Annotated in this window: 21 protein-coding genes and 1 tRNA gene; 12 read left to right on the forward strand and 10 right to left on the reverse strand. The window is 67.5% G+C overall.

Translation table 11 applies throughout. The annotated features are described in order from the left end of the window. Positions 1-2: 2 nt before the first annotated feature. The 4 genes from ABAZ39_RS05850 to ABAZ39_RS05865 all read left to right on the forward strand — a co-directional run bounded on the left by ABAZ39_RS05850 (position 3) and on the right by ABAZ39_RS05865 (position 2,157). The gene (locus ABAZ39_RS05850; RefSeq protein WP_014240746.1) at positions 3-974 is read left to right on the forward strand and encodes a beta-ketoacyl-ACP synthase III; all 972 of its coding nucleotides are present in this window, start codon (positions 3-5) and stop codon (positions 972-974) included. Positions 975-1,112: 138 nt separating this feature from the next. Next, entirely contained in the window at positions 1,113-1,451 is a 339-nt protein-coding gene (locus tag ABAZ39_RS05855; RefSeq protein WP_014240747.1) for an integration host factor subunit alpha, read from the forward strand. Between the two features lie 40 nt (positions 1,452-1,491). Further along, the gene (locus tag ABAZ39_RS05860) at positions 1,492-1,995 is read left to right on the forward strand and encodes a MerR family transcriptional regulator (protein ID WP_038527635.1); all 504 of its coding nucleotides are present in this window, start codon (positions 1,492-1,494) and stop codon (positions 1,993-1,995) included. An 85-nt stretch (positions 1,996-2,080) separates the two neighbouring features. Next, a tRNA-Pro gene (locus ABAZ39_RS05865) sits at positions 2,081-2,157 on the forward strand. A 139-nt stretch (positions 2,158-2,296) separates the two neighbouring features. Here the strand turns inward: ABAZ39_RS05865 and ABAZ39_RS05870 are convergent. Next, positions 2,297-4,048: a cation:proton antiporter domain-containing protein gene (locus ABAZ39_RS05870; protein ID WP_198129031.1), complete on the reverse strand. Its 1,752-nt coding sequence runs from the start codon at positions 4,046-4,048 to the stop codon at positions 2,297-2,299. 292 nt (positions 4,049-4,340) lie between these two features. Here ABAZ39_RS05870 and ABAZ39_RS05875 point away from each other — a divergent pair, with 292 nt between their 5' ends. Next, positions 4,341-4,679 carry a hypothetical protein gene (locus ABAZ39_RS05875; protein WP_038527638.1) on the forward strand — a complete coding sequence of 113 codons (339 nt, stop codon included), beginning with the start codon at positions 4,341-4,343 and terminating at the stop codon, positions 4,677-4,679. 55 nt (positions 4,680-4,734) lie between these two features. On the opposite strand, the gene ABAZ39_RS05880 is transcribed toward ABAZ39_RS05875, so the two are convergent. The 5 genes from ABAZ39_RS05880 to ABAZ39_RS05900 are packed head-to-tail and all read right to left on the reverse strand — an operon-like array spanning position 4,735 to position 8,690. Continuing rightward, positions 4,735-5,232 (reverse strand): DUF934 domain-containing protein, encoded by a 498-nt coding sequence (locus ABAZ39_RS05880; protein WP_038527640.1) that lies wholly within the window; start codon positions 5,230-5,232, stop codon positions 4,735-4,737. Next, positions 5,219-6,907 (reverse strand): nitrite/sulfite reductase, encoded by a 1,689-nt coding sequence (locus ABAZ39_RS05885; protein ID WP_038527642.1) that lies wholly within the window; start codon positions 6,905-6,907, stop codon positions 5,219-5,221. Before ABAZ39_RS05885 ends, ABAZ39_RS05880 begins: the two co-directional genes overlap by 14 nt. Before the next feature lie 35 nt (positions 6,908-6,942). Then, positions 6,943-7,278 carry a DUF2849 domain-containing protein gene (locus ABAZ39_RS05890; protein WP_207197996.1) on the reverse strand — a complete coding sequence of 112 codons (336 nt, stop codon included), beginning with the start codon at positions 7,276-7,278 and terminating at the stop codon, positions 6,943-6,945. 24 nt (positions 7,279-7,302) lie between these two features. Next, the gene (gene cobA / locus ABAZ39_RS05895; protein WP_144243464.1) at positions 7,303-8,127 is read right to left on the reverse strand and encodes a uroporphyrinogen-III C-methyltransferase; all 825 of its coding nucleotides are present in this window, start codon (positions 8,125-8,127) and stop codon (positions 7,303-7,305) included. Further along, complete coding sequence (locus ABAZ39_RS05900) at positions 8,124-8,690, reverse strand: precorrin-2 dehydrogenase/sirohydrochlorin ferrochelatase family protein (protein WP_247881634.1); 567 nt, start codon at positions 8,688-8,690, stop codon at positions 8,124-8,126. The genes cobA and ABAZ39_RS05900 overlap by 4 nt, the downstream gene beginning before the upstream one ends. A gap of 200 nt (positions 8,691-8,890) precedes the next feature. Between ABAZ39_RS05900 and ABAZ39_RS05905 the strand changes: the two genes are divergently transcribed. The 3 genes from ABAZ39_RS05905 to cysC are packed head-to-tail and all read left to right on the forward strand — an operon-like array spanning position 8,891 to position 12,312. Beyond that, positions 8,891-9,625, forward strand: a complete 735-nt coding sequence (locus tag ABAZ39_RS05905; RefSeq protein WP_038527644.1) for a phosphoadenylyl-sulfate reductase — start codon at positions 8,891-8,893, stop codon at positions 9,623-9,625. Further along, entirely contained in the window at positions 9,622-10,419 is a 798-nt protein-coding gene (gene cysD, locus ABAZ39_RS05910) for a sulfate adenylyltransferase subunit CysD (protein WP_014240756.1), read from the forward strand. Before ABAZ39_RS05905 ends, cysD begins: the two co-directional genes overlap by 4 nt. Before the next feature lie 18 nt (positions 10,420-10,437). Beyond that, on the forward strand, positions 10,438-12,312 hold the full coding sequence (cysC, locus tag ABAZ39_RS05915; RefSeq protein WP_051657829.1) for an adenylyl-sulfate kinase: 1,875 nt from the start codon (positions 10,438-10,440) through the stop codon (positions 12,310-12,312). 63 nt (positions 12,313-12,375) lie between these two features. On the opposite strand, the gene ABAZ39_RS05920 is transcribed toward cysC, so the two are convergent. Then, on the reverse strand, positions 12,376-13,263 hold the full coding sequence (locus tag ABAZ39_RS05920) for a hypothetical protein (RefSeq protein WP_038527648.1): 888 nt from the start codon (positions 13,261-13,263) through the stop codon (positions 12,376-12,378). Between the two features lie 262 nt (positions 13,264-13,525). On the opposite strand from ABAZ39_RS05920, the gene ABAZ39_RS05925 reads away from it, so the two are divergent. Genes ABAZ39_RS05925 through ABAZ39_RS05935 form a run of 3 tightly spaced genes read left to right on the forward strand, consistent with a single transcriptional unit; the run spans position 13,526 to position 16,082 of the window. Next, entirely contained in the window at positions 13,526-14,572 is a 1,047-nt protein-coding gene (locus ABAZ39_RS05925) for an ABC transporter substrate-binding protein (protein WP_038527650.1), read from the forward strand. 5 nt (positions 14,573-14,577) lie between these two features. After that, complete coding sequence (locus ABAZ39_RS05930) at positions 14,578-15,342, forward strand: ABC transporter permease (RefSeq protein ID WP_038527652.1); 765 nt, start codon at positions 14,578-14,580, stop codon at positions 15,340-15,342. After that, on the forward strand, positions 15,330-16,082 hold the full coding sequence (locus tag ABAZ39_RS05935) for an ABC transporter ATP-binding protein (protein ID WP_038527654.1): 753 nt from the start codon (positions 15,330-15,332) through the stop codon (positions 16,080-16,082). Before ABAZ39_RS05930 ends, ABAZ39_RS05935 begins: the two co-directional genes overlap by 13 nt. 184 nt (positions 16,083-16,266) lie before the next feature. Here ABAZ39_RS05935 and ABAZ39_RS05940 read toward each other — a convergent pair whose 3' ends face one another. The 3 genes from ABAZ39_RS05940 to ABAZ39_RS05950 form a co-directional block, all read right to left on the reverse strand. Next, on the reverse strand, positions 16,267-16,551 hold the full coding sequence (locus ABAZ39_RS05940; RefSeq protein ID WP_038527656.1) for a DUF1488 family protein: 285 nt from the start codon (positions 16,549-16,551) through the stop codon (positions 16,267-16,269). A gap of 23 nt (positions 16,552-16,574) precedes the next feature. Further along, positions 16,575-17,210 carry a DUF6134 family protein gene (locus ABAZ39_RS05945; protein WP_038527658.1) on the reverse strand — a complete coding sequence of 212 codons (636 nt, stop codon included), beginning with the start codon at positions 17,208-17,210 and terminating at the stop codon, positions 16,575-16,577. A gap of 93 nt (positions 17,211-17,303) precedes the next feature. Then, the gene (locus tag ABAZ39_RS05950; protein WP_038527660.1) at positions 17,304-17,612 is read right to left on the reverse strand and encodes an SCP2 sterol-binding domain-containing protein; all 309 of its coding nucleotides are present in this window, start codon (positions 17,610-17,612) and stop codon (positions 17,304-17,306) included. A gap of 235 nt (positions 17,613-17,847) precedes the next feature. On the opposite strand from ABAZ39_RS05950, the gene ABAZ39_RS05955 reads away from it, so the two are divergent. After that, a complete protein-coding gene (locus ABAZ39_RS05955; RefSeq protein WP_051657830.1) occupies positions 17,848-19,566 on the forward strand; it encodes a long-chain-fatty-acid--CoA ligase in 1,719 nt (572 codons plus the stop codon). The last annotated feature ends 91 nt before the right edge of the window (positions 19,567-19,657 follow it).

The raw sequence follows: 19,657 nt of genomic DNA on the forward strand, positions 1-19,657 counted from the left end.
TCATGGTCAAGCGTTCCCGAGTTCTCGGCTGCGGTTCCTACCTCCCGGCCAACGTCGTCACGAATCGCGACCTTGAAGCCCGCGTGGACACCTCGGACGAGTGGATCGTCCAGCGGACCGGCATCAAGTCGCGCCACATCGCTGCCGACGGGGAACTGACCTCCGACCTCGCCATCGCCGCGGCGACCCGCGCGCTGGAGCATGCCGGGGTGGACGCCGCCAGCATCGACTGCATCGTGCTGGCAACGACGACTCCGGACAACACCTTCCCGGCGACCGCGACGAAGGTGCAGGCGGCGCTGGGGACCAAGGGCTTCGCACTGGACATCCAGGCGGTGTGCGCCGGCTTCGTCTACGCCATGTCGATCGCCGACAACTTCATCCGCATTGGGCAGGCCAACCGCGCCCTGGTCATCGGTGCGGAGACCTTCTCCCGCCTGCTCGACTGGAAGGACCGCACCACCTGCGTCCTGTTCGGTGACGGCGCGGGGGCCGTGGTGATGGACGGCTACGACGCCGCCGGGACCTCGGCGGACCGCGGCGTTTTGTCCACCCACCTGCATTCGGACGGCGCCCAGTACGGGCTGCTCTACGTCGATGGCGGCCCGTCCACCACCGGCACGGCCGGTCATGTGCGGATGAACGGTCAGGACGTGTTCCGCCACGCCGTCAGCAAGCTGTCCTCGGTCGTCGAGGAAGCCCTGGCGGCCAATGGTCTGGAGCCGTCGGCGGTGGACTGGCTGGTGCCGCACCAGGCCAACCAGCGGATCATCGACGGCATCGCCCGCAAGCTGAAGCTGCCGTCGGACAAGGTCGTTCTGACGGTGGACCGCCACGGCAACACCTCCGCCGCGTCGATCCCGCTGGCGCTGTGCGAAGCGGTGCATGACGGCCGTGTGAAGCGCGGCGACCTGATCCTCATGGAGGCCATCGGCGGTGGCCTGACCTGGGGTGCCGCGATGGTGCGCTGGTAAGCGGCGCGCCCGCTTCGTTTTTCCGCAGGGTGGCGTTTGCTGCGCTGCTCACAACGACGCGATCCAAGCTTTTGAATTGACCGGGTTCTTTCCCCGGATTACGGTTTTTCCCCTATGGTTTCGGGGGGGAAGCGAACCATGTCACAGAACACCGTCACCCGCGCGCAGCTCAGCGAAGCGGTCTACCAAGAGGTCGGCCTGTCGCGCAACGAATCCGCCGATCTGGTCGAAAGCGTCCTGGAGGAGATCTCCGACGCCCTGGCCCGCGGCGAGATGGTCAAGATCTCGTCCTTCGGCAGTTTCCAGATCCGACAGAAGGGGCAGCGGGTCGGCCGCAACCCGAAGACCGGCGAAGAGGTTCCGATCCTGCCCAGGCGCGTCCTGGTCTTCCGGGCGAGCCACGTCCTGAAGAACCGCATCAACGAGGTCGTCGAGGCGGAGGAAGCCGAGGCGCAGCGCGTGAAGGCGGTCTCCTGATCCGCCGCACGGAGCGGACGACAACAAGGGTTTCCCGGATATGAAGGCGCGCGGCACCACGAAGTCCGCCACGGCGTTCCGCACGATCAGCGAGGTGTCGTCCGACCTGGACGTGCCGCAGCATGTGCTGCGTTTCTGGGAAGGCAAGTTCCCGCAGCTCCGCCCGCTCAAGCGCGGTGGAGGGCGGCGCTACTACCGCCCGGAAGACGTGGACCTGCTGCGTCAGATTCAGAACCTGCTGTATGGCGAGGGCTACACGATCAAGGGTGTTCAGCGCCTGCTGAAGGACGGGAGGGTGGACGACGATCCGGACGCCCGCAGGGTAGAGGAAACGCCGGAGGAACCGGATGTCCCCGACACCTTTGAGGCGGTTCCTGACGAAGCGGCCATGGCCTTGCTCGACGGGGAGGAGGGCGCACCGGTCGTTGCGCTCGACGGCCTGTCGGACACCATCCGGCAGGCCATCGCTCAGGTGCTCGACGAGTTGAAGGAGGCGCGTCTTCTGCTCGCGGTGGGAGAGGAAAAAGAAATTCGAGAGGTGTGAAAAAAAGTAAACTGTAGCGCTTGCGTTGGACCAAGGTCCCGGCTATAGTCCCGCTCCCTTCCAGAACGAAGGGCGGTCCGTCGAACGGAGCGTAGCGCAGCCTGGTAGCGCATCAGACTGGGGGTCTGGGGGTCGCAGGTTCAAATCCTGTCGCTCCGACCAATGTTCTGGAAGATGAAAAGGCCTTGGAGCTGATCGGCTCCAAGGCCTTTTCTTTTGCTTTTCTCCAACGGCCGGTTTGCGGAAGCCGCCGGGCCTCTGCTGGAGAGGCCGGCGGCGGTTCCGTTGCAATGCGGTTCGCTCAGGCGGCGCTTTCCGACGCGGCGATGGCGTCGTCGGTGGCGGCGTCCTGCTGATTCATCTTGCGCCGTTGCGCGGCCATGTCGATCAGGGCGGTGCGCAGCGCCGGATGGCGGGCGGTGAACTGGTTGAAGTCGCGCCGCTCCAGCACCTGAAGCTGGCAATAGTCGACCGCGGCGACGTCGGCGTTGCGCCGCTGGCCGCTCAGCAGGGCCATCTCGCCGAACATCGTGCCGGCGCCCAGGCGGATGGTCTGGCCTTCCATCAGCACCTCCACGGCGCCGGACGAGATGAAGTACATGGCGTTGGCGCGGTCGCCCTTGCGGATGATCCGCTCGCCGGGCACCGCCGACTTGGGCCGGAACAGCATCATCAGCCGCTCCTGCTCGTGCGCGTCCAGCAGCGACAGCACCGGGAAGGTCTTGGCGAGCGCCTGGATTTGCAGGTCGTGCTCCTTCTCGCGCTCCTCGGCCTGGTGGCGGGCGTCGGCGAGGCTGCTCTGGAGCTGCTCGAACTGCTCCCAGCCATAGGGCGGCACGCCGGCGGCGCGCTTGGCCTGGAGATGCTTGCGCAGTGCCGCGACGGCCGCGAAGACCGCCGGATTCAACGTGATCGACAGCAGGGCGCCGGCCAGCACGAGGTCGCGCCCTTCCTCCGGCAACAGGCCGAGCGACATGCCCAGGCCGACGAGGATGAAGGAGAATTCACCGATCTGCGCAAGGCTGGCCGACACCGCCAAACCCATGCCCACCGGGAAGCGCAGCAGGATCACGATGCCGAAGGCGATCAGCGACTTGCCGACCACGATCAGGGCCACCACCGCGATGACCGCCAGCGGGTCGCGCAGCAGGATCGACGGGTCGAACAGCATGCCGACCGACACGAAGAACAGAACGGCGAAAGCGTCCTGCAACGGCATCGAATCGGTGGCCGCCTTGTGGCTGAAGCGCGATTCGTTCAGCACCACGCCGGCGAAGAAGGCGCCGAGCGCGAAGGACACGCCGAACAGCACCGCCGAGCCGTAGGCGACGCCGAGCGCGATGGCGAGAACGGACAGCGTGAACAGCTCGCGCGAGCCGGTGCGCGCCACGTTGGTCAGGATCACCGGGACAACGCGTGGGCCGAGCACGATCGCCAGAACGGAGAAGGCCGCGACCTTGCCCAGCGTCAGGGCCAGCGTCAGCCAGATCGGGCCGTCCGAGCCGGCGCCATGGACCCCGGCGGCGCCCCCTGCGGCGCCCGGCGCGTGGCCGCCCAGGACCTCCGCCAGGGCCGGCAGCAGGACGAGCGCCAGGACCATCGCGAGGTCCTCGACGATCAGCCAGCCGACCGCCACGCGGCCTTCGGCGGTGTTCAGCATGTCGCGCTCTTCCAGGGCCTTCAGCAGCACGACCGTGCTCGCCACCGACAGGCTGAGGCCCAGCACGAGGCCGGCGCCGAGACTCCAGCCCCACAGCCAGGCCAGTCCGACGCCCAGCGCGGTGGCGAGGCCGATCTGGCCGACCGCGCCGGGAATGGCGATTTTCCGGACCGCCAGCAGGTCCGAGGGCGAGAAATGAAGACCGACGCCGAACATCAGGAGAATGACGCCGATTTCGGCCAGCTGGGCGGCCAGGGCACCGTCGGCGACGAAGCCCGGCGTGAAGGGACCGATGATGACGCCGGCGACCAGATAACCGACGAGGGGAGGCAAGCGAATGCGGTCGGCGAGGTATCCGAAGATGAAGGCCAACCCGAATGCGATGGCGATCATGGAAATAAGCGGAACGTCATGGGACATGCGAGAATCCTGGCTGCATCGGCGCGATGCCGCATAGTACGGATTTTGGCTGGCCATGTGAGGAATGTTGTCGGGATTTTTCCCGCCGTTCGCCCGCATTCGCGGGAACTGACGTTGGATTGCCGCAAATTCGCCTCAATTGCCCAATGCGTCGGCATGAGGGTCGGAAACCATGCGGTGTGACTTTGCTGGCCTGCCGCGTTCCGGGGGTGGATAAGCCGGCCGGGACCGCTATGCTCCGCAGGCGGATGGTGAGGGAAGGGCTATGGCGAGCAAGAGACGCAAGGCATCCAGGAAGACCGGCCGGGGGCGCTCCGCCACGGGGCGTTCCCTGGCGGGCGAATCGATGGTTCTTGAGGGGCGGGCGCCGCGACCGCAGGTCCGGACCTCCCCGGTCGTACGAAGCCGGGGCAATGCGAAGCGCTCCGTCTCTCTGGACGGCGATTCGGGGGCCTTTCTAGGGCCGGAGCAACAGTATCTTCTGAGAAAGCGCCAGGAGGTCGAACGGCGCGAGGCCCGGTTGCGGCGCACCGTGGCCGGGGTGCTGGTCGCGCTTGCCGCGGCGGCGGCGGGCGGCCTGTTCTGGGCGTTTGGCGGCGTGTGAAACCGCGCCGCGCCCGCGCCCATGACATTGGGACGCGGGCGCCGGGCGAAGCGTGTCAGGACCCCAGGCGGCGGCGCAGAAGCGACAGCGGCTGCGGGTCGTCCAGCGACGGCTGGAAGGCGACGGTGATCTCCGTCAGGGCGTGCGCCCAGCTCTCCGGGTTGGTGTTCTCCGGCGCCTCGGCGGAGGTGAAGCCGGTGCGCAGGAGGAAGCGGTACTGGTCGGGGATGACGTGTCCGACGGCCCGGATTTCACCCTGATAACCGAAGCGCTCCCGCAGCTCGCGCGCGGTGGAGAAGCCGCGGCCGTCGCGGAACTTAGGGAACTCGATCGCCACCAGGGCGAAGCGGTCCAGGTCCGGCGCGATGGCCGGGGCCAGGGTCCCGCTCTTGACCCGGACGCCGAGCGCCGCGTTGCGGCCGTCGAAGTTCGCGCGCTCCGCCTGCCAGCGCTCGAAGGTGACGATGGCGGGACGGTCGGCGGGAACCGGGTCGCCGTCGGCGACCGCGACCCACTCGTCCTCGACGATGCGGCCGTCCTTAATGAGCGGCATAAACTCTCTCCTTGAACGGGCCGTGGCCGACGCGCTTCAGCGTGTCGATGAAGCGTTCCCCGTCGTGCCGGTTGGACAGATAGACCTCGACGATGGCTTCGATGGCGTCCACCGTCTCGTCGGCGGTCACCGCCGGGCCGAGGATGTCGCCGATGGCCGTGGTCAGGGTCGGGTCGCCGCCGACGGTGATCTGGTAGAACTCCTCGCCCTTCTTATCCACGCCGAGGATGCCGATGGCGCCGACATGGTGGTGGCCGCAGGCGTTGATGCAGCCGCTGATCTTGATGCCCAGCTCGCCGATGGTCTGCTGCCGCGCCGGATCGGCGAAGCGGGCCGAGATGGCCTGGGCCAGCGGGATCGAGCGGGCGTTGGCCAGCGCGCAGTAGTCGAGGCCGGGGCAGGCGATGATGTCGCCGATCAGCCCGGCGTTCGGCGTGCCCAGTCCGTTGGCCTCCAGCGCCGTCCACAGGGTGAACAGTTCGTCCTGCCGGACATGGGCGAGGACGAGGTTCTGGGCGTGGCTGACGCGGAGCTCGCCGAAGCTGTGCGCGTCGGCCAGATCGGCGATCAGCTCCATCTGCTCCGACGTGGCGTCGCCGGGGATGCCGCCGGCGGGCTTCAGGGAGATGGTGGCGGCGGCGTAGCCGGGGACCTTGTGGGCCAGCACGTTGACCGCCACCCAGCGGGCGAAGTCCGGGTTCGCGGCCTTGGCGGCCTGGAAGGACTCCGGCTCGTCGGTCAGCGTCTCATAAGCCGGACCGCCGAAGCGGCGGCGGATCTCGTCAACGACCTCCGGAGCGAGGCGGTATTTCGGGCCGCGCAGGCGGGCGAACTCCTCCTCCACCTCCTGGGTGAATTTCTCCTGGCCCAGCTCGTGGACGAGGATCTTGATGCGCGCCTTGTAGATGTTGTCGCGCCGGCCGTACTGGTTGTAGACGCGCAGGATGGCTTCGAGATAGGCGACGAAGTCCTCCTCCGGCACCCAGTCGCGGATCAACTTGCCGATGAAGGGCGACCGGCCGAGGCCACCGCCGACGTAGAAAGTGAAGCCGACCTCGCCCCGCTCGTTGCGCTTGGCGAAGACGCCGACGTCATGGACGCGGATGGCCGCACGGTCGGCGTCCGACCCCATGATGGCGATCTTGAACTTGCGCGGCAGAAAGGTGAATTCGGGGTGCAGAGTCGTCCACTGCCGCAGGATCTCGGCGTAGACGCGCCCGTCCACCACCTCGTCCCGCGCCGCACCCACGAACTGGTCGGTGGTCACGTTGCGCACGCAGTTGCCGCTGGTCTGCAGCGCGTGCATGTCCACCTCGGCCAACTCATGCAGGATCGCCGGGGTGTCCTCCAGCTTGATCCAGTTGAACTGGAGATTCTGCCGGGTGGTGAAGTGGCCGTAGCCCTTGTCGTACTTCCGCCCGATCTCGGCCAGCTTGCGGAGCTGCCGCGCGGTCAGGACGCCGTAGGGAACGGCGATGCGCAGCATGTAGGCGTGGAGCTGGAGGTAGAGGCCGTTCATCAGCCGCAGGGGCTTGAACTCGTCCTCGGTCAGCTCACCGGACAGGCGGCGCTCGACCTGGGCGCGGAACTGCTCCACGCGCTCCGCAACGAAGCGGCGGTCGATGTCGTCGTAGCTGTAGACCCCGGCGTTGCGGCCGGGCGCGATGTGGTTCATGGAACTCGCCCTTGTCAAAAAAGTGGCCGCCCGGTTCAGGCCGCAGCCTGCTTGCCGAGATCGATGCGGACGGTGGGGCCGAGCGCCCGGATGCGCTCCCGCGTCTTGACCGGCACCCGCTGCCCGTCCACGACGCGCAGGTCGAAGGCGTAGACGTCCACGGCGAACTGCTCGCCCTCCGCCTGCGCCTTGGCGGCGGCCAGGGCGGTGTCAGCGGCGGCCGCGTCCTCGAACAGGGCGGCGTCGTCCAGACGCTCCACCCAGCCGAGGCCGGGGCCGGGAGCGAGGAAGATCACCTCGCCGTCGCGCAGGCGGTTGGCGGTGATGGCCTTCAGCACCGCCTCGTTCCTGGACTTATCGTTCAACGCCATGCCTTCAACTCCTAAAACGAACGCTCACGCCGACACGGCGATGGAAAACGGGTTCTGGCCGGTGGTCTGCTGCCACGCGCCGATCAGGGCGCGCAGCCGCACGACCTCGCCGACCACGACGATCGCGGGGCGCTTGGCCTGTAGCCGCACGACGTTCCGGGCGCAATGGGCAAGATTGGTCTCGATGACGCTCTGCGCCTCGGTGCTGGCGCTCGACACGATGGCGACCGGGGTCATCGGCGGCTTGCCGGCGGCTTCAAGCCGTTCGGCGATGGTCCCGATGGTACCCAGCGCCATGTAGAACACCAGCGCGCCGGGCAGCCGCGCCAGGACATCCCAGTCCAGATCGGCGGGCAGACCGCCGGCCTTGTCGTGGCCGGTGACGAAGGTCGCCGTGGTGCCGAAGCCGCGGTGGGTCACCGGGATGCCGGCGTAGGCCAACCCGCCGATCCCCGCGGTCACGCCCGGCACCACGCGGAAGGGAATCTCGGCCTCGGCCAGCGCCAGGCATTCCTCGCCGCCGCGCCCGAAGACGAAGGGGTCGCCGCCCTTCAGCCGCAGCACCCGCCGGCCTTCGCGCGCCAGCTCCACCAGCCGCGCGTTGATCGCCTCCTGCTTGGGGGAGGGGTGGCCGGCGCGCTTGCCCATGTCCACCAGAAGGGCGTGGGGGTTGGCGGCCTCCAGGATGCCGCCGCCGACCAGCGCGTCGTGGACGATGGCGTCGGCCTCGCCCAGCGCCTTGGCGGCCAGCAGGGTCAGCAGGCCCGGATCGCCGGGACCGGCCCCGGCCAGCCAGACGCTGCCCGGCTCGAAGGCGGGCAGGCGGGAAAGGAGCGACATAGCGATCATGGCAGCCATCCTTTGGCGGCGATCATATCCCGGCAGGCGCGTAGCACCTCGGATCCCTTGGCGCCCGTGGCGCGCAGGCGGTCGCGGAGCGCGGCGAGTTCCGCCAGCCGGTCCGCCCAGACGGCGGGGAACAGAGTCTCCAGCCGTTCGCGGAGCACCTGGGCCAGCGCCGGGCTCCGGCCGCCGGTGGAAACGGTCATCAGAAGGTCGCCGCGCCGTATCACAGACGGTGCGTGGAAATCACAGAGCGGAATCACATCCTCGACATTGACCAGGATGTTGCGGTCGCGCGCCTGACGGGCCAGCGACTCCGCGGCGGGGTCGTCGATGCCGACGACGAACAGCACCTGCACGCCCTCCAAGTCGCCGGGCGAGGGCAGGGCACGGCGCAGGTCCGCACCCGACAGGGCGATCAATTCCGCATCCGGTTCCGGTGAATAGACCGCCGGTGCCGCGCCGCCTTCCAGCAACTGCGCGAGACGGCGCTTCGCCAGCGGTCCCTGACCGACCAGCGCGATCCGCACATGCGTCGGGTCGAGCGCGACCGGGATCACCGCGGCCACCCGAAATGCACACCGGAGCTATCGTGAAAAGGCATCATGGGCGCATTTAAGCGCGATGGCGGGGTGCAATCAACAGATTTCACAAACTCGCTTAAACCTATAATACAAGTAGACAATGTATATGCATTGCAACGCCGTGAAACTGGTGTTAATGTGCAATTCAGAACAAATACTCCACTTCGTGGATAGGCAATTAGGTCATGCTTGATGGACTTGCCCAGGCTGTGAAACGCGACCGCGTGGCCGATCTGACCGAACGTTACGGACGGCTGGACGGGGCGGTGCTTCTGAACGCGCTTCTGCGTGATGAATTCGACGGCCGCGTTGCTGTGGTTTCGTCCTTCGGAACGGAATCGGCGGTGCTGCTCGCCTTGGCGGCGGAAGCCGACCCGTCCTTCCCGGTTCTCTTCGTCGACACCGGGAAGTTGTTCGGGGAAACGCTGCGCTACCGCGACAAGCTGGTGTCCGCGCTCGGCCTGACCGGCGTGCGCACGATCGGCCCGACCGACGCGGATCTGGCGGCGGAGGATCCCGACGGGCTGCTGTTCACCCGCTCGCACGACGCTTGTTGCCATCTGCGCAAGACGGTGCCGCTGGACCGCGCGCTGGAGGGCTTCGACGCCTGGGTGACCGGGCGCAAGCGCTTCCAGGCATCGACGCGCGCCGCCCTTCCGCTGTTCGAGGCGGAGGAGGGCACGGGCCGCATCAAGATCAACCCGCTCGCCCACTGGGACCGCGAGCGGATCGACCAGGAATTCGCGCGGCGCAACCTGCCGCGCCACCCGCTTGAGGCCGACGGCTTCCTGTCCATCGGCTGTTTCACCTGCACCGAGCGTGTCGCTCCCGGTGCGGACCCGCGGTCGGGCCGCTGGGCCGGAACCGCCAAGACCGAATGCGGCATTCACACCTTCAAGAAGACCGGAACCGCACAATGACCGCCGATCTCGATTACCTTGAGAGCCAGAGCATCTACATCCTCCGCGAGGCCTACAACCGCATCGACAAGCTGGCTCTGCTGTGGTCGATCGGAAAGGACAGCAACGTCCTGCTCTGGCTCTGCCGCAAGGCGTTCTTCGGGCGCGTTCCGTTCCCGGTCGTTCAGCTCGACACCGCGATGGAGCTGCAGGAGGTCTACGACTTCCGCGACCGCATCGCCGGGGAGTGGGACCTCGACCTGCGGGTGGAGCAGTGCCCGCCGGAAGCGGACATGGACCAGACCCTGCCGCCGCTGACCCGCGCCGCCGCCCGCAAGACGGAGGGGCTGAAGAACCTCCTGCGCACCGGCAAGTACCAGGGCATCATGGTCGGCATCCGCCGCGACGAGCAGGCGACCCGCGCCAAGGAGCGCGTCTTCTCCCCGCGTTCGCTGGAAGGCGACTGGGACGTGAAGGACCAGCCGGCGGAGTTCTGGGACCATTACAAGACCCGCTTCGACGAAGGCACCCACGTCCGCATCCACCCGCTGCTGCATTGGACCGAGCTGGACATCTGGCGCTATTCCAAGCGCGAGGGGATTCCCATCGTCCCGCTGTACTTCGCCAAGGACGGCAAGCGCTACCGCTCGCTGGGCGAGAAGAACATCACCTTCCCGGTGGACAGCACCGCCGGCACCATCGACGAGATCATCGCCGAACTGGTCGTGACCCGCATTCCGGAGCGCGCCGGCCGCGCCATGGACAACGAGGCCGAGGACAGCTTCGAGCGCCTGCGCAGCTCGGGCTACATGTAAGAAGCGGGGATTGGGACCATGGACATCCGGAACGAACTGAACGGCCAGCTCCGCATCGTCATTGTCGGCCATGTCGACCACGGCAAGTCGACGCTGATCGGCCGCCTGCTGAACGACACCGGCAGCCTGCCCGACGGCAAGGTGGAGCAGGTCCACGAGATGAGCCGCAAGCGCGGCATGCCCTTCGAATGGGCCTTCGTGATGGACGCGCTCCAGGCCGAGCGCGACCAGGGCATCACCATCGACACCACGCAGATCCACTTCAAGACGGAACAGCGCCCCTACGTCATCATCGACGCGCCGGGCCACACCGAGTTCCTGAAGAACATGGTGACCGGCGCCTCCCAGGCCGACGCCGCTCTGCTGGTGATCGACGCCGCCGAGGGCGCCTTGGAGCAGTCGCGCCGCCACGCCTTCCTGCTGCATCTGCTGGGCGTGCGTCAGGTGGCCGTCGCCGTCAACAAGATGGACCGCGTCGACTTCGACCAATACCGGTTCGAGGCGGTGTCGCAGGAGATCCGCACCTATCTGGCGGAACTCGGCCTGCACACCTCCACGGTGATCCCGATCGCGGCGCGCCACGGCGACAACATCGTCACCCGCTCCGACAAGGCGCCCTGGTACGAGGGACCGACCGTGGTGGAGGCTCTGGACGCCTTCCGTCCGCAGCAGGCGTCGACCGAACTGCCGCTGCGCTTCCCGCTGCAGGACGTCTACAAGCCCGACGACCGCCGCATCCTGGCCGGCCGCATCGAGAGCGGGCGCCTGCGCGTCGGCGACACGCTGCGCTTCTCGCCGACTGGCGCCACCGCCACGGTGGTCAGCATCGAAGGGTGGAACCACAGCCAGCCCATCGTCGCCGCCCAGGCCGGGCAGAGCATCGGCATCACGCTGGACAAGCGCATCTTCGCCGAGCGCGGCCATGTCGCGCACCATGAAGAGGGCGCGCCGCACGTCACCCACCGGCTGGGCGTGCGCGCCTTCTGGCTGACCTCGGAGCCGCTGGCGGTCGGCAAGACCTACACGCTGAAGATCACGACGGGCGAGCACCGCGTGACGGTGGAGAGCATCACCGCCGTCATCGACATCGAGGACCTGTCGAGCACCCCGGCCAAGGCGGTCCACCGCAACGAGGTGGCCGAGGTCGTCCTGCGCTCCCGCTCGCCGCTCGCCGTCGACCTCGCCTCGGCGCTGTCGCGCACCGGGCGCGGCGTGCTGATCGACGGCCACGACGTGGTCGGCGGCTGCATCGTCGTCGAGGTGGACGAGGGGCCGGCCGCTTCGGCCAACACGACCGAGGTCTCGCACGCCGTCACGGCGGACGAGCGCAACGCCGCCAACGGCCACAAGGGTGGCGTCCTCTGGCTGACCGGCCTGTCCGGGGCCGGCAAGTCCACGCTGGCCATGGCGCTTGAGCGCGCCCTGTTCGACCGCGGCTGGCAGGTCTTCGTGTTGGACGGCGACAACGTCCGCAACGGGCTGAACGCCGGGCTGGGCTTCTCGGCGGAGGACCGGGCGGAGAACATCCGCCGCGTCGCCGAAACGGCCAAGCTGTTCGCGGACGCGGGCGTTCTGGTCATCGCGTCGCTGATCTCGCCGCTTCAGGCCGACCGGGCGCGGGCGCGGGCCATCGGCGGCGAGCGCTTCCACGAGGTCTATGTGGCCGCCGATCTCGCCACCTGCGAATCGCGCGACCCCAAGGGGCTATACCGCCGGGCGCGCGCCGGTGAGATCCCGGAGTTCACCGGCGTCTCCGCCCCTTACGAGGCCCCGGAGGCGGCGGAGCTGACCATCGACACCGGCGCGGTCACCCCGGTGGAAGCGCTGGGCGAACTGCTCGACTATGTGGACGGCGCGTTCGGCCGGAACGCCCTGAAGCGCGACCGGGTGTAACGCGGACGGGCATCACGAAGGGCGTCGGCTTTCCGTTTCCTTCGGGAAGGGAAGGCCGGCGCCTCAGTCCTTTGCCGCCTTCAGCAGGTTGATGAGGTTTGCCGCCAGATCACCGGCGTGCTGGGACACGTATCCGGCCTGATTCTTCGACTGGATCATGAACAGCGGGGACTCGCCGGGTTCCGCGCTCGGGTCGAAATAGGCCATGCGCGCTTTCGGAGTCCGGAATTCCGGATGCCAGGCGGCGTTCTCCGCGAAAGCCTTTCCGAAGATGCCGTTGTCGATCGCGGCGTTCGCCGCGGTGGCCTTGCCGTCGCCCTTCATCAGGTCGACGAGGCTGGATTTGACATTCTGCGCCGACAGGTCGGTGAGCTTATCCAGGGCCTTGTTGTCGAGCCACAATTCAACCTGTCCGCCACCCTGGTCCTCCGGCATGTACAGTGTGATCAGGGAGGTCCCCTTCATCCCCGGCCCCGGTTCCTTCTCCGGTTCGGACGCGCTGCGCGCCTCGCGTTCCTCCTTCATCGCCTTGATCGAGGCGGGCATTTCCGGCTCGACGATGCCCGCCTTCGCCGCTGCCTTCTTCATGATGTTTATGATGTCGCCGGTGAGTCCAACCCCCACCCGATCGCCCAGGCCGAGGGTCTTCTTTGTAAAATTGTTCAGATCCTCAAAATACTTCTGCATTTTCGCGAAATAATCGTCCGTCGGGTCGCTGCTCGCCGGCGGGATGCCCGTGATGGCGAACTCCGTCGGTCCTCCCTTGGCTGGATTCGCTTCCAAACCGCCGGCCATGAGGCCTTTGGCCTGCGCGGACAAGGTCACCTGATCGCCCGCGGGGCTGGAGCCGTTCCCCGGGATGGAGGGTTGAAGCTTCGTCGGGCCGGTTCTGGTCCATTGGGAAAGGGAGGATGCAAAGGGCTGCGCCTTTGTGGAGTCGATGGCGGTCATGTTCCCTCTCCCGCTGCGGTTCATACCAGATGATTGGTTATTGGTTGCTAATCTTTTATAAATGATAATTAGAGGTTGAAGTAATCGCGGCGGCAAAGTTCGGAGGCCGTAAAACCGCTTTGACCAGGTTTTTTTTGACGGCCTGAAGAACAAATTTTTACAGTTTAATAGGGCATTGCATCATGCAAATTTGTGCAATTCGCTCTTCCTTCCGATAGGGGATGTGCTAAATAGGCCGGGTATTTCCAGCGAGGATGGATTCATGACCGCCTTGACCCGACGCTCCGCGATGCTGGCTGTGGCCGCCGTCGCATCTCTGACCGCCGCGTCCCTGACCGCTTTCACGCCCGGCGCGGCCCGCGCCGCCGATCCGGTGAAGCTGGAGGTCGGATACATCCCCATCCTTGCCGCCGCTCCGCTGTTCATCCTGGAAGGGGAAGGCTGGGCGCGCGAGGCGGGCATCGATCTGAAGCTGACCAAGTTCGAATCCGGCCCGCACGCGATCCAGGCGATGGCCGCCGGCAAGATCGACCTGCTCTACGCCGGCGTCGCTCCGGTCCTGGTCGCCCGCTCGAAGGGCGCCGATGTGTCGGTGATCGCCAACTCGGCGGTCGAGGAGATGGTCGTCGCCAGCCGCGGCGAGTTCGCCAAGGCGCTGGGCGGCAAGGCCACCGCGGAGTCCATCGCGAAGTTCGTCGCCGACAGCGGCCGCAAGGTCAAGATCGGCACGCAGCCGCCGGGCTCGGTCCCGGACACGGTGCTGCGCCACTGGCTGTTCAAGGTCCTGAAGGCTGACCCGGCCAACCTGGAGATCATCTCCATGGGCATCGAGAAGACCCAGCAGGCGCTGCTGGCCGGCGCCCTCGACGCCGCCACCATTCGTGAGCCGACGGTGACCGTGACCCAGAAGGTCGACCCGAACGTCGGTCTGCTCGCCACCGGCGCGGAGATGTTCCCGAACCAGCCGGGCACCGTCATCGCGGTCCGCGGTCCGGTCGCCAAGGAGCATGGAGAGGCGCTGACCCGCCTGCTCAAGGCGCACATCCGCGCCGTCGACCAGATCGCCAAGGACCCGGCCCGTTCCGCCAAGGTCGCCAACGAGTATCTGGGCAAGGGTCTGATGGAGCCGGCCACGCTTGAAGCCGCCTTCCGCTCGCCGGGCTCCAAGTTCGTTGCCGACCCGCACGGCGTGGTCCCGGCGGTCGAGCAGATGATGGCTTACGCCAAGGAGATCGGCTCCGCCGAGGGCACCATTCCAGTGGCGGAAGCGTTCGACTTCCGCTTCTACGACGCGGCCGCCGCGAAGTAAGCGTGATGCGTCAGCCGCTGAAGCTTCACAGCTCCATCGCCCTGTCGGCGCTCGGCGTCGGCGCTTTCCTGCTTGCCTGGGAAGCGCTGGCGCGCAGCGGTATCGTGCCCGCCGGGCTGCTGCCGTCGCCCAGCGCTGTGCCCGGCGCCTTCCTGGCGGAGTTCCGGTCCGGCACTTGGCAGGCGATGGTCTTCGCCAGCCTGTCGCACTACCTGTCGGGGCTCGCGCTCGGCACCGTCCTGGGCATCACCTTCGGCACGGCGGCGGCAACCTGGGGGGTGTGGGACGCCTTTCAGGCCTGGGTGGTGCGCATGCTGCGCCCCATCCCGTCCATCGCCTGGATTCCCTTCGCCATCATCTGGTTCGGCGTCAGCAAGTCGGCGGCGACCTTCCTGATCGCGCTGACGGTCTTCTGGATCAACTACTACGCCACCTACAGCGCGGTGCGCGGGGTGGACAAGGACCTGATCGAACTCGGCCACGCCTTCGGTCAGGGTGGGCTGATTCCGCGCCTGTTCAAGATCGTCCTGCCCGGCGCGCTGCCGGGCATCCTGGCTGGCGTGCGTGCCGGGCTGGGGCAGGGCTGGATGACCGTGGTGGCGGCGGAGCTGTTCGGCATCTCCGGCCTGGGCGCGCGCATGTCCGACGCCTCCGGCCTGCTCGCCACGCACATCGTCGTGCTCTACATGGTCACCATCGCGGCGCTCTACGGCGTGTGCGACTTCCTGTTCATGCAGGTTCAGCAGCGGGTGCTCGCATGGCAAAAGTAAACGGCTCCGCTGTGATCGATCTTAAGGGCGTCGCCATCGGCTACGGCGCCGAGGCCCCGCCGGTCCTGGTGGACGTCGACCTGTCCATCGAGCGCGGCAGCTTCGTCGCCATCGTCGGGCCGTCCGGCGTCGGCAAGTCCACCCTGCTGCGCGTCGTCGCCGGTCTGCACACGGCGCGCGCCGGCGCCGTGACCATCCACGAAACGAAGAAGCCCGGCCACCGTCCGGTCAGTCTCGTCTTCCAGGACGCCCGCCTGCTGCCCTGGCGGCGGGTCGCCAAGAACGTCCGCTTCGGGCTGGAGGGGCTGCCAATCTCCACCGCCGAGCGCGAGGAACGGGTGGCCGCCGCGCTGCGCCTCGTCCGGCTGGACGATTACGGGCGGCGTTGGCCCTACGAGCTGTCGGGTGGCCAGCGCCAGCGCGTCGGCATCGCCCGCGCCCTGGCCGTCGATCCCGACATCCTGCTGATGGACGAGCCGTTCGGCGCGCTCGACGCCATCACGCGGCACAGCCTTCAGGACGAGCTGCTGCGCATCCACCGCGAGACCGGCAAGACCGTGCTGTTCGTCACGCACGACCTGGAGGAGGCGGTGCATCTCGCCGACCGCATCATCGTGTTGGGCGGCAGCCCGGCGCGCATCGTCCAGGATGTCCGCAACGAGCCGGGCCGCGACAGCGGCGGTTTCCGCGAGCAGGTGGAGCAACTGCGGTCGGGGATCGCGGACAATTACAGCATTTGAGGGTAGGGGTGGTCGTGTAGGGCCCCCTCCCGACCTCCCCCGCTCTCGGCGGACCGAAGGTCCGCCTGCCGCGTCAGCGCAAACCTCCGGTTTGCGCGAGAGCTCCGCAGGGGGAGGAAAAAAAAGCCCTCCCTTGCGAAGCGGGGGAGGGTTGGGTGGGGGCCCGACGCGACCACTGAAGCTCCTACGGCGCCACCCGCCGCACGTCCCGTGCCGTCAGATGGACGTTCGCATCCGGGTCCAGCTTGCGGTCCATGATGCGGGCCTCCACCGCCTTGTCGAAGACCGGGCGGTTCAGGCAGACATACTGAAGCGCCTCGTCCGGCTTCGGCAGATGGCCGGCGAGGGTTTGCAAAGCGCGGCGCGGGACGAAGACCCGCCCGTGATACTCCCCGACCTCCACCGCGAACTCGACGGCGTCGGCTTCCTCGTTCCAGGACGGGTCGTCGGGGAACACGAACAGCGGCATCACACCCTCACGCAGAACACATCTCAGTCCAGGATGTAGGTAACATCGTAGCCGCTGCGCTTGAAGCGGGTCTTCAGCAGGGTGCCCTGCGCGTCGAACCACAGGTCGCGCTCCACGTCGCCGGAAATGCGGTGATGCTGCGCCGGCACCGCGCGCCCGCCGACGGTCAGCGTCTCGGTGCCGACGAGGTCGGTGCGCACGCTGTAAGGCTTGCCGTCGATGACCGATAGCAGGGTGGGGCGCTTCAGCACCTCCGGGGTCCACAGCGTCAGGGGCAGGGTGTTGGCGCCGGTTTCGCCCGTCTTGCCATCCACCGTGACGGAGTAACCGCCGCCGGTCCGCATCATGCGGATGGTGTGGGGCGTGCCGTCGTCGTCGGTCTGGGCGCTCATGGATTCGAGCGTCCGGCCCTTCCACACCTCTTCCCGCTTGTGATCGTAGCGGAAGTTGATGAACAGCACCTTCACCCGCGTCGAGGCGGTGACGGCGACCTTGGTCATGTCGCCCTGGGGCTCCAGCCGGACGGTTTCGCTGCCCACCCGATCGTCGCCCATCAGAATGCGGTAGGTGAGCGTGCGCGGCTCGGCGGCCTGGGCTGTGGCCGTGGACAGCAGCAGCAGGCCGGCAGCCGCCAGCGCCGCGCGCAGGGCGTGCGTCATGGATGTTCCCTCCCTGTGTTCGCCTTTTGTGTTCGTTGTTCGGCGGCGGCTTATGGTGCCGCCGTCCGGTTCCCGTCGCCCGGTCGCAGGCGCTCAGTCGTCGAGGAGCTGCGCCAGTTTCATGGCGACGCCCATCGAGCCGTCCACCTTCAGCTTGCCCATGGTGAAGGCCAGCATCGGGTTCAGCCGGCCGTCCATCAGCTTCTTCAGATTCTCGGCGGAGATGCGAATGGTGCAGTCGGGATCGTCGTCTCCGGCCCCCTCCCGCGCGATGGCGACGGGCGTCTCGCGGGCGTTGACCCGCACCGCCTCGCCGTGCTCCAGCGCGAAGCGGACGTCGGCCTTCAGGCTGCGGAAGCTGGTGGAGCGGGACTGGAGTTCGCGCAGGATGTCCTCAACCATGGATCAGTCTCTCTCCCCTGGATTCGTGTTTGTCGGATCTTGACAGTAAGCAGAGTTTACGTTTACGTCAACGTCATAACCAAAACGTTTCCGGCGCCTCAATGATCCGGGAACCATCAAATCAATTCGAGGGGAGTGAAACCATGCAGACCGCCGCCGCGCCCGGAATTCCGTTGCCCCGCACCGCCTTCCGCCGTCGCCTGTCCTAACCGCCGCGCAGCCGGGAGGATCGGAGATGACCGAGAATCTTGCGCGCCGGGGCAGCATCGGGGACGACACGCCGGCCCATCCCTGGCTGGTCCACTACCCCGAGGGCATCGCCTGGGACCAGCCGATCGCCGTGACGCCGCTGGCCGAGCTGTTCGAGGAGGCCGCCCGCCGTTACGCCGACCGTCCGTGCCTGGACTTCCTCGGCCGCCGCTACCGCTACGCGGAGGTGCTGGGACTGGTGAACCGGGCGGCCAAGGGCTTCGCGGCGATGGGGGTGAGGCCGGGTGTGCGGGTGGGACTGTGCCTGCCGAACACGCCGACCTATGTGATCGCCTATTTCGCGATCCTGAAGGCCGGCGGCACGGTGGTGAACTACAACCCGCTCTACGTCGAGCGGGAGCTGGAGCACCAGATCGAGGATTCCGGGACCGAGATCATGGTCACGCTCGATCTGAAGCAGATCCATCCGCGCATCGAGGCGATGCTGGACCGCACGCGGCTGAAGACGGTGGTCGTCTGCCGCATGGCCTCCATCCTGCCGCCGGTGAAGAGCGTGCTGTTCCGCGTGCTGAAGCGCAGCGAGCTGGCCAGCATTCCCCAGGACGGGCGGCATGTGGACTTCGACGCGCTGCTCGCCAACGACGGTGTAATGCCGCCGGTGCGGCTGGACCCGCGGCGCGACGTGGCGGTGCTGCAATACACCGGCGGGACCACCGGCGTGCCCAAGGGGGCGATGCTGACCCACGCCAACCTCGTGGCCAACGCCCGGCAGGTGCAGGCTTGGTTCCCCGGCATGGCACTGGGGGAGGAGCGGATGCTCGCCGTCCTGCCCTTCTTCCACGTCTTCGCCATGACGGTGATCCTGAACATGGGGCTGGCGGCGGGGGCGGAGCTGGTCATGCTGCCGCGCTTCGACACGCTGCAGGTGCTGAAGACCATCGCGCGGCGCAAGCCCACGCTGCTGCCCGGCGTGCCGACCATGTACAAGGCGCTGCTGAGCCACCCGGACGTGGCGCGCCACCCGATGCGGTCGATCCGCTACTGCATCTCCGGCGGGGCGCCGCTGCCGACGGAGCTGAAGCGCCAGTTCGAGGAGGCCACCGGCTGCGTGCTGGTCGAGGGCTACGGCCTCAGCGAGGCGTCGCCGGTCTGCGCCTGCAACCCGCTGACCGGGGTGAACAAGGAGGGCTCCATCGGCCTGCCTCTGCCCGGCATCATGGTGCAGATCCGCGCGCTCGACGATCCCGACCGCGTGTTGCCGCCCGGCGAGAAGGGGCAGGTCGTGCTGTCCGGACCCAACGTCATGGCCGGCTACTGGAACAAGGACGAGGAGAGCCGGCGCACCATCGTCGGCGGCTGGCTGTTCACCGGCGACGTCGGGGTGATGGACGAGGACGGCTACGTCTTCCTGCTCGACCGGCTGAAGGACCTGATCCTCTGCGGCGGCTACAACGTCTATCCGCGCGTGATCGAGGAGGCCATCTACCAGCACCCCGATGTGGTCGCCGTCTGCGTCATCGGCATCCCCGACGACTACCGCGGCCAGAGCCCGAAGGCTTTTGTCCAGCTCCGGCCCGGCGCCAGCCTGACCGCGGAGCAGTTGAGGGATTTCCTGCGCGACAAGATCTCGCGGATCGAGATGCCGAAGCGGATCGAGTTCCGCGCCGAGCTGCCCAAGACGGCGGTCGGCAAGCTGTCCAAGAAGGAGTTGATCGCCGAATCGTTGCAGCAGCCGGAGGGGTGACCGGGAAAAGGCGCACGGCTTTGTCACATCGCGGCGTGTGTGGTAGGAACGGAGACGCCGTCCGGCGGCGTGGAGCGAGCGGCCATCGCTT

The sequence above is a fragment of the Azospirillum argentinense genome, from assembly GCF_000632475.1.
GTDB lineage: Bacteria > Pseudomonadota > Alphaproteobacteria > Azospirillales > Azospirillaceae > Azospirillum > Azospirillum baldaniorum.

Excerpts from the sequence above, each read along its gene's own strand:
- ABAZ39_RS05850 (WP_014240746.1), top strand. The coding sequence starts at position 3 with ATGGTCAAGCGTTCCCGAGTTCTCGGCTGCGGTTCCTACCTCCCGGCC.
- ABAZ39_RS05855 (WP_014240747.1), top strand. The coding sequence starts at position 1,113 with ATGTCACAGAACACCGTCACCCGCGCGCAGCTCAGCGAAGCGGTCTAC.
- ABAZ39_RS05860 (WP_038527635.1), top strand. The coding sequence starts at position 1,492 with ATGAAGGCGCGCGGCACCACGAAGTCCGCCACGGCGTTCCGCACGATC.
- ABAZ39_RS05870 (WP_198129031.1), bottom strand. The coding sequence starts at position 4,048 with ATGATCGCCATCGCATTCGGGTTGGCCTTCATCTTCGGATACCTCGCC.
- ABAZ39_RS05875 (WP_038527638.1), top strand. The coding sequence starts at position 4,341 with ATGGCGAGCAAGAGACGCAAGGCATCCAGGAAGACCGGCCGGGGGCGC.
- ABAZ39_RS05880 (WP_038527640.1), bottom strand. The coding sequence starts at position 5,232 with ATGCCGCTCATTAAGGACGGCCGCATCGTCGAGGACGAGTGGGTCGCG.
- ABAZ39_RS05885 (WP_038527642.1), bottom strand. The coding sequence starts at position 6,907 with ATGAACCACATCGCGCCCGGCCGCAACGCCGGGGTCTACAGCTACGAC.
- ABAZ39_RS05890 (WP_207197996.1), bottom strand. The coding sequence starts at position 7,278 with ATGGCGTTGAACGATAAGTCCAGGAACGAGGCGGTGCTGAAGGCCATC.
- cobA (WP_144243464.1), bottom strand. The coding sequence starts at position 8,127 with ATGATCGCTATGTCGCTCCTTTCCCGCCTGCCCGCCTTCGAGCCGGGC.
- ABAZ39_RS05905 (WP_038527644.1), top strand. The coding sequence starts at position 8,891 with ATGCTTGATGGACTTGCCCAGGCTGTGAAACGCGACCGCGTGGCCGAT.
- cysD (WP_014240756.1), top strand. The coding sequence starts at position 9,622 with ATGACCGCCGATCTCGATTACCTTGAGAGCCAGAGCATCTACATCCTC.
- cysC (WP_051657829.1), top strand. The coding sequence starts at position 10,438 with ATGGACATCCGGAACGAACTGAACGGCCAGCTCCGCATCGTCATTGTC.
- ABAZ39_RS05920 (WP_038527648.1), bottom strand. The coding sequence starts at position 13,263 with ATGACCGCCATCGACTCCACAAAGGCGCAGCCCTTTGCATCCTCCCTT.
- ABAZ39_RS05925 (WP_038527650.1), top strand. The coding sequence starts at position 13,526 with ATGACCGCCTTGACCCGACGCTCCGCGATGCTGGCTGTGGCCGCCGTC.
- ABAZ39_RS05930 (WP_038527652.1), top strand. The coding sequence starts at position 14,578 with ATGCGTCAGCCGCTGAAGCTTCACAGCTCCATCGCCCTGTCGGCGCTC.
- ABAZ39_RS05935 (WP_038527654.1), top strand. The coding sequence starts at position 15,330 with ATGGCAAAAGTAAACGGCTCCGCTGTGATCGATCTTAAGGGCGTCGCC.
- ABAZ39_RS05940 (WP_038527656.1), bottom strand. The coding sequence starts at position 16,551 with ATGCCGCTGTTCGTGTTCCCCGACGACCCGTCCTGGAACGAGGAAGCC.
- ABAZ39_RS05945 (WP_038527658.1), bottom strand. The coding sequence starts at position 17,210 with ATGACGCACGCCCTGCGCGCGGCGCTGGCGGCTGCCGGCCTGCTGCTG.
- ABAZ39_RS05950 (WP_038527660.1), bottom strand. The coding sequence starts at position 17,612 with ATGGTTGAGGACATCCTGCGCGAACTCCAGTCCCGCTCCACCAGCTTC.
- ABAZ39_RS05955 (WP_051657830.1), top strand. The coding sequence starts at position 17,848 with ATGACCGAGAATCTTGCGCGCCGGGGCAGCATCGGGGACGACACGCCG.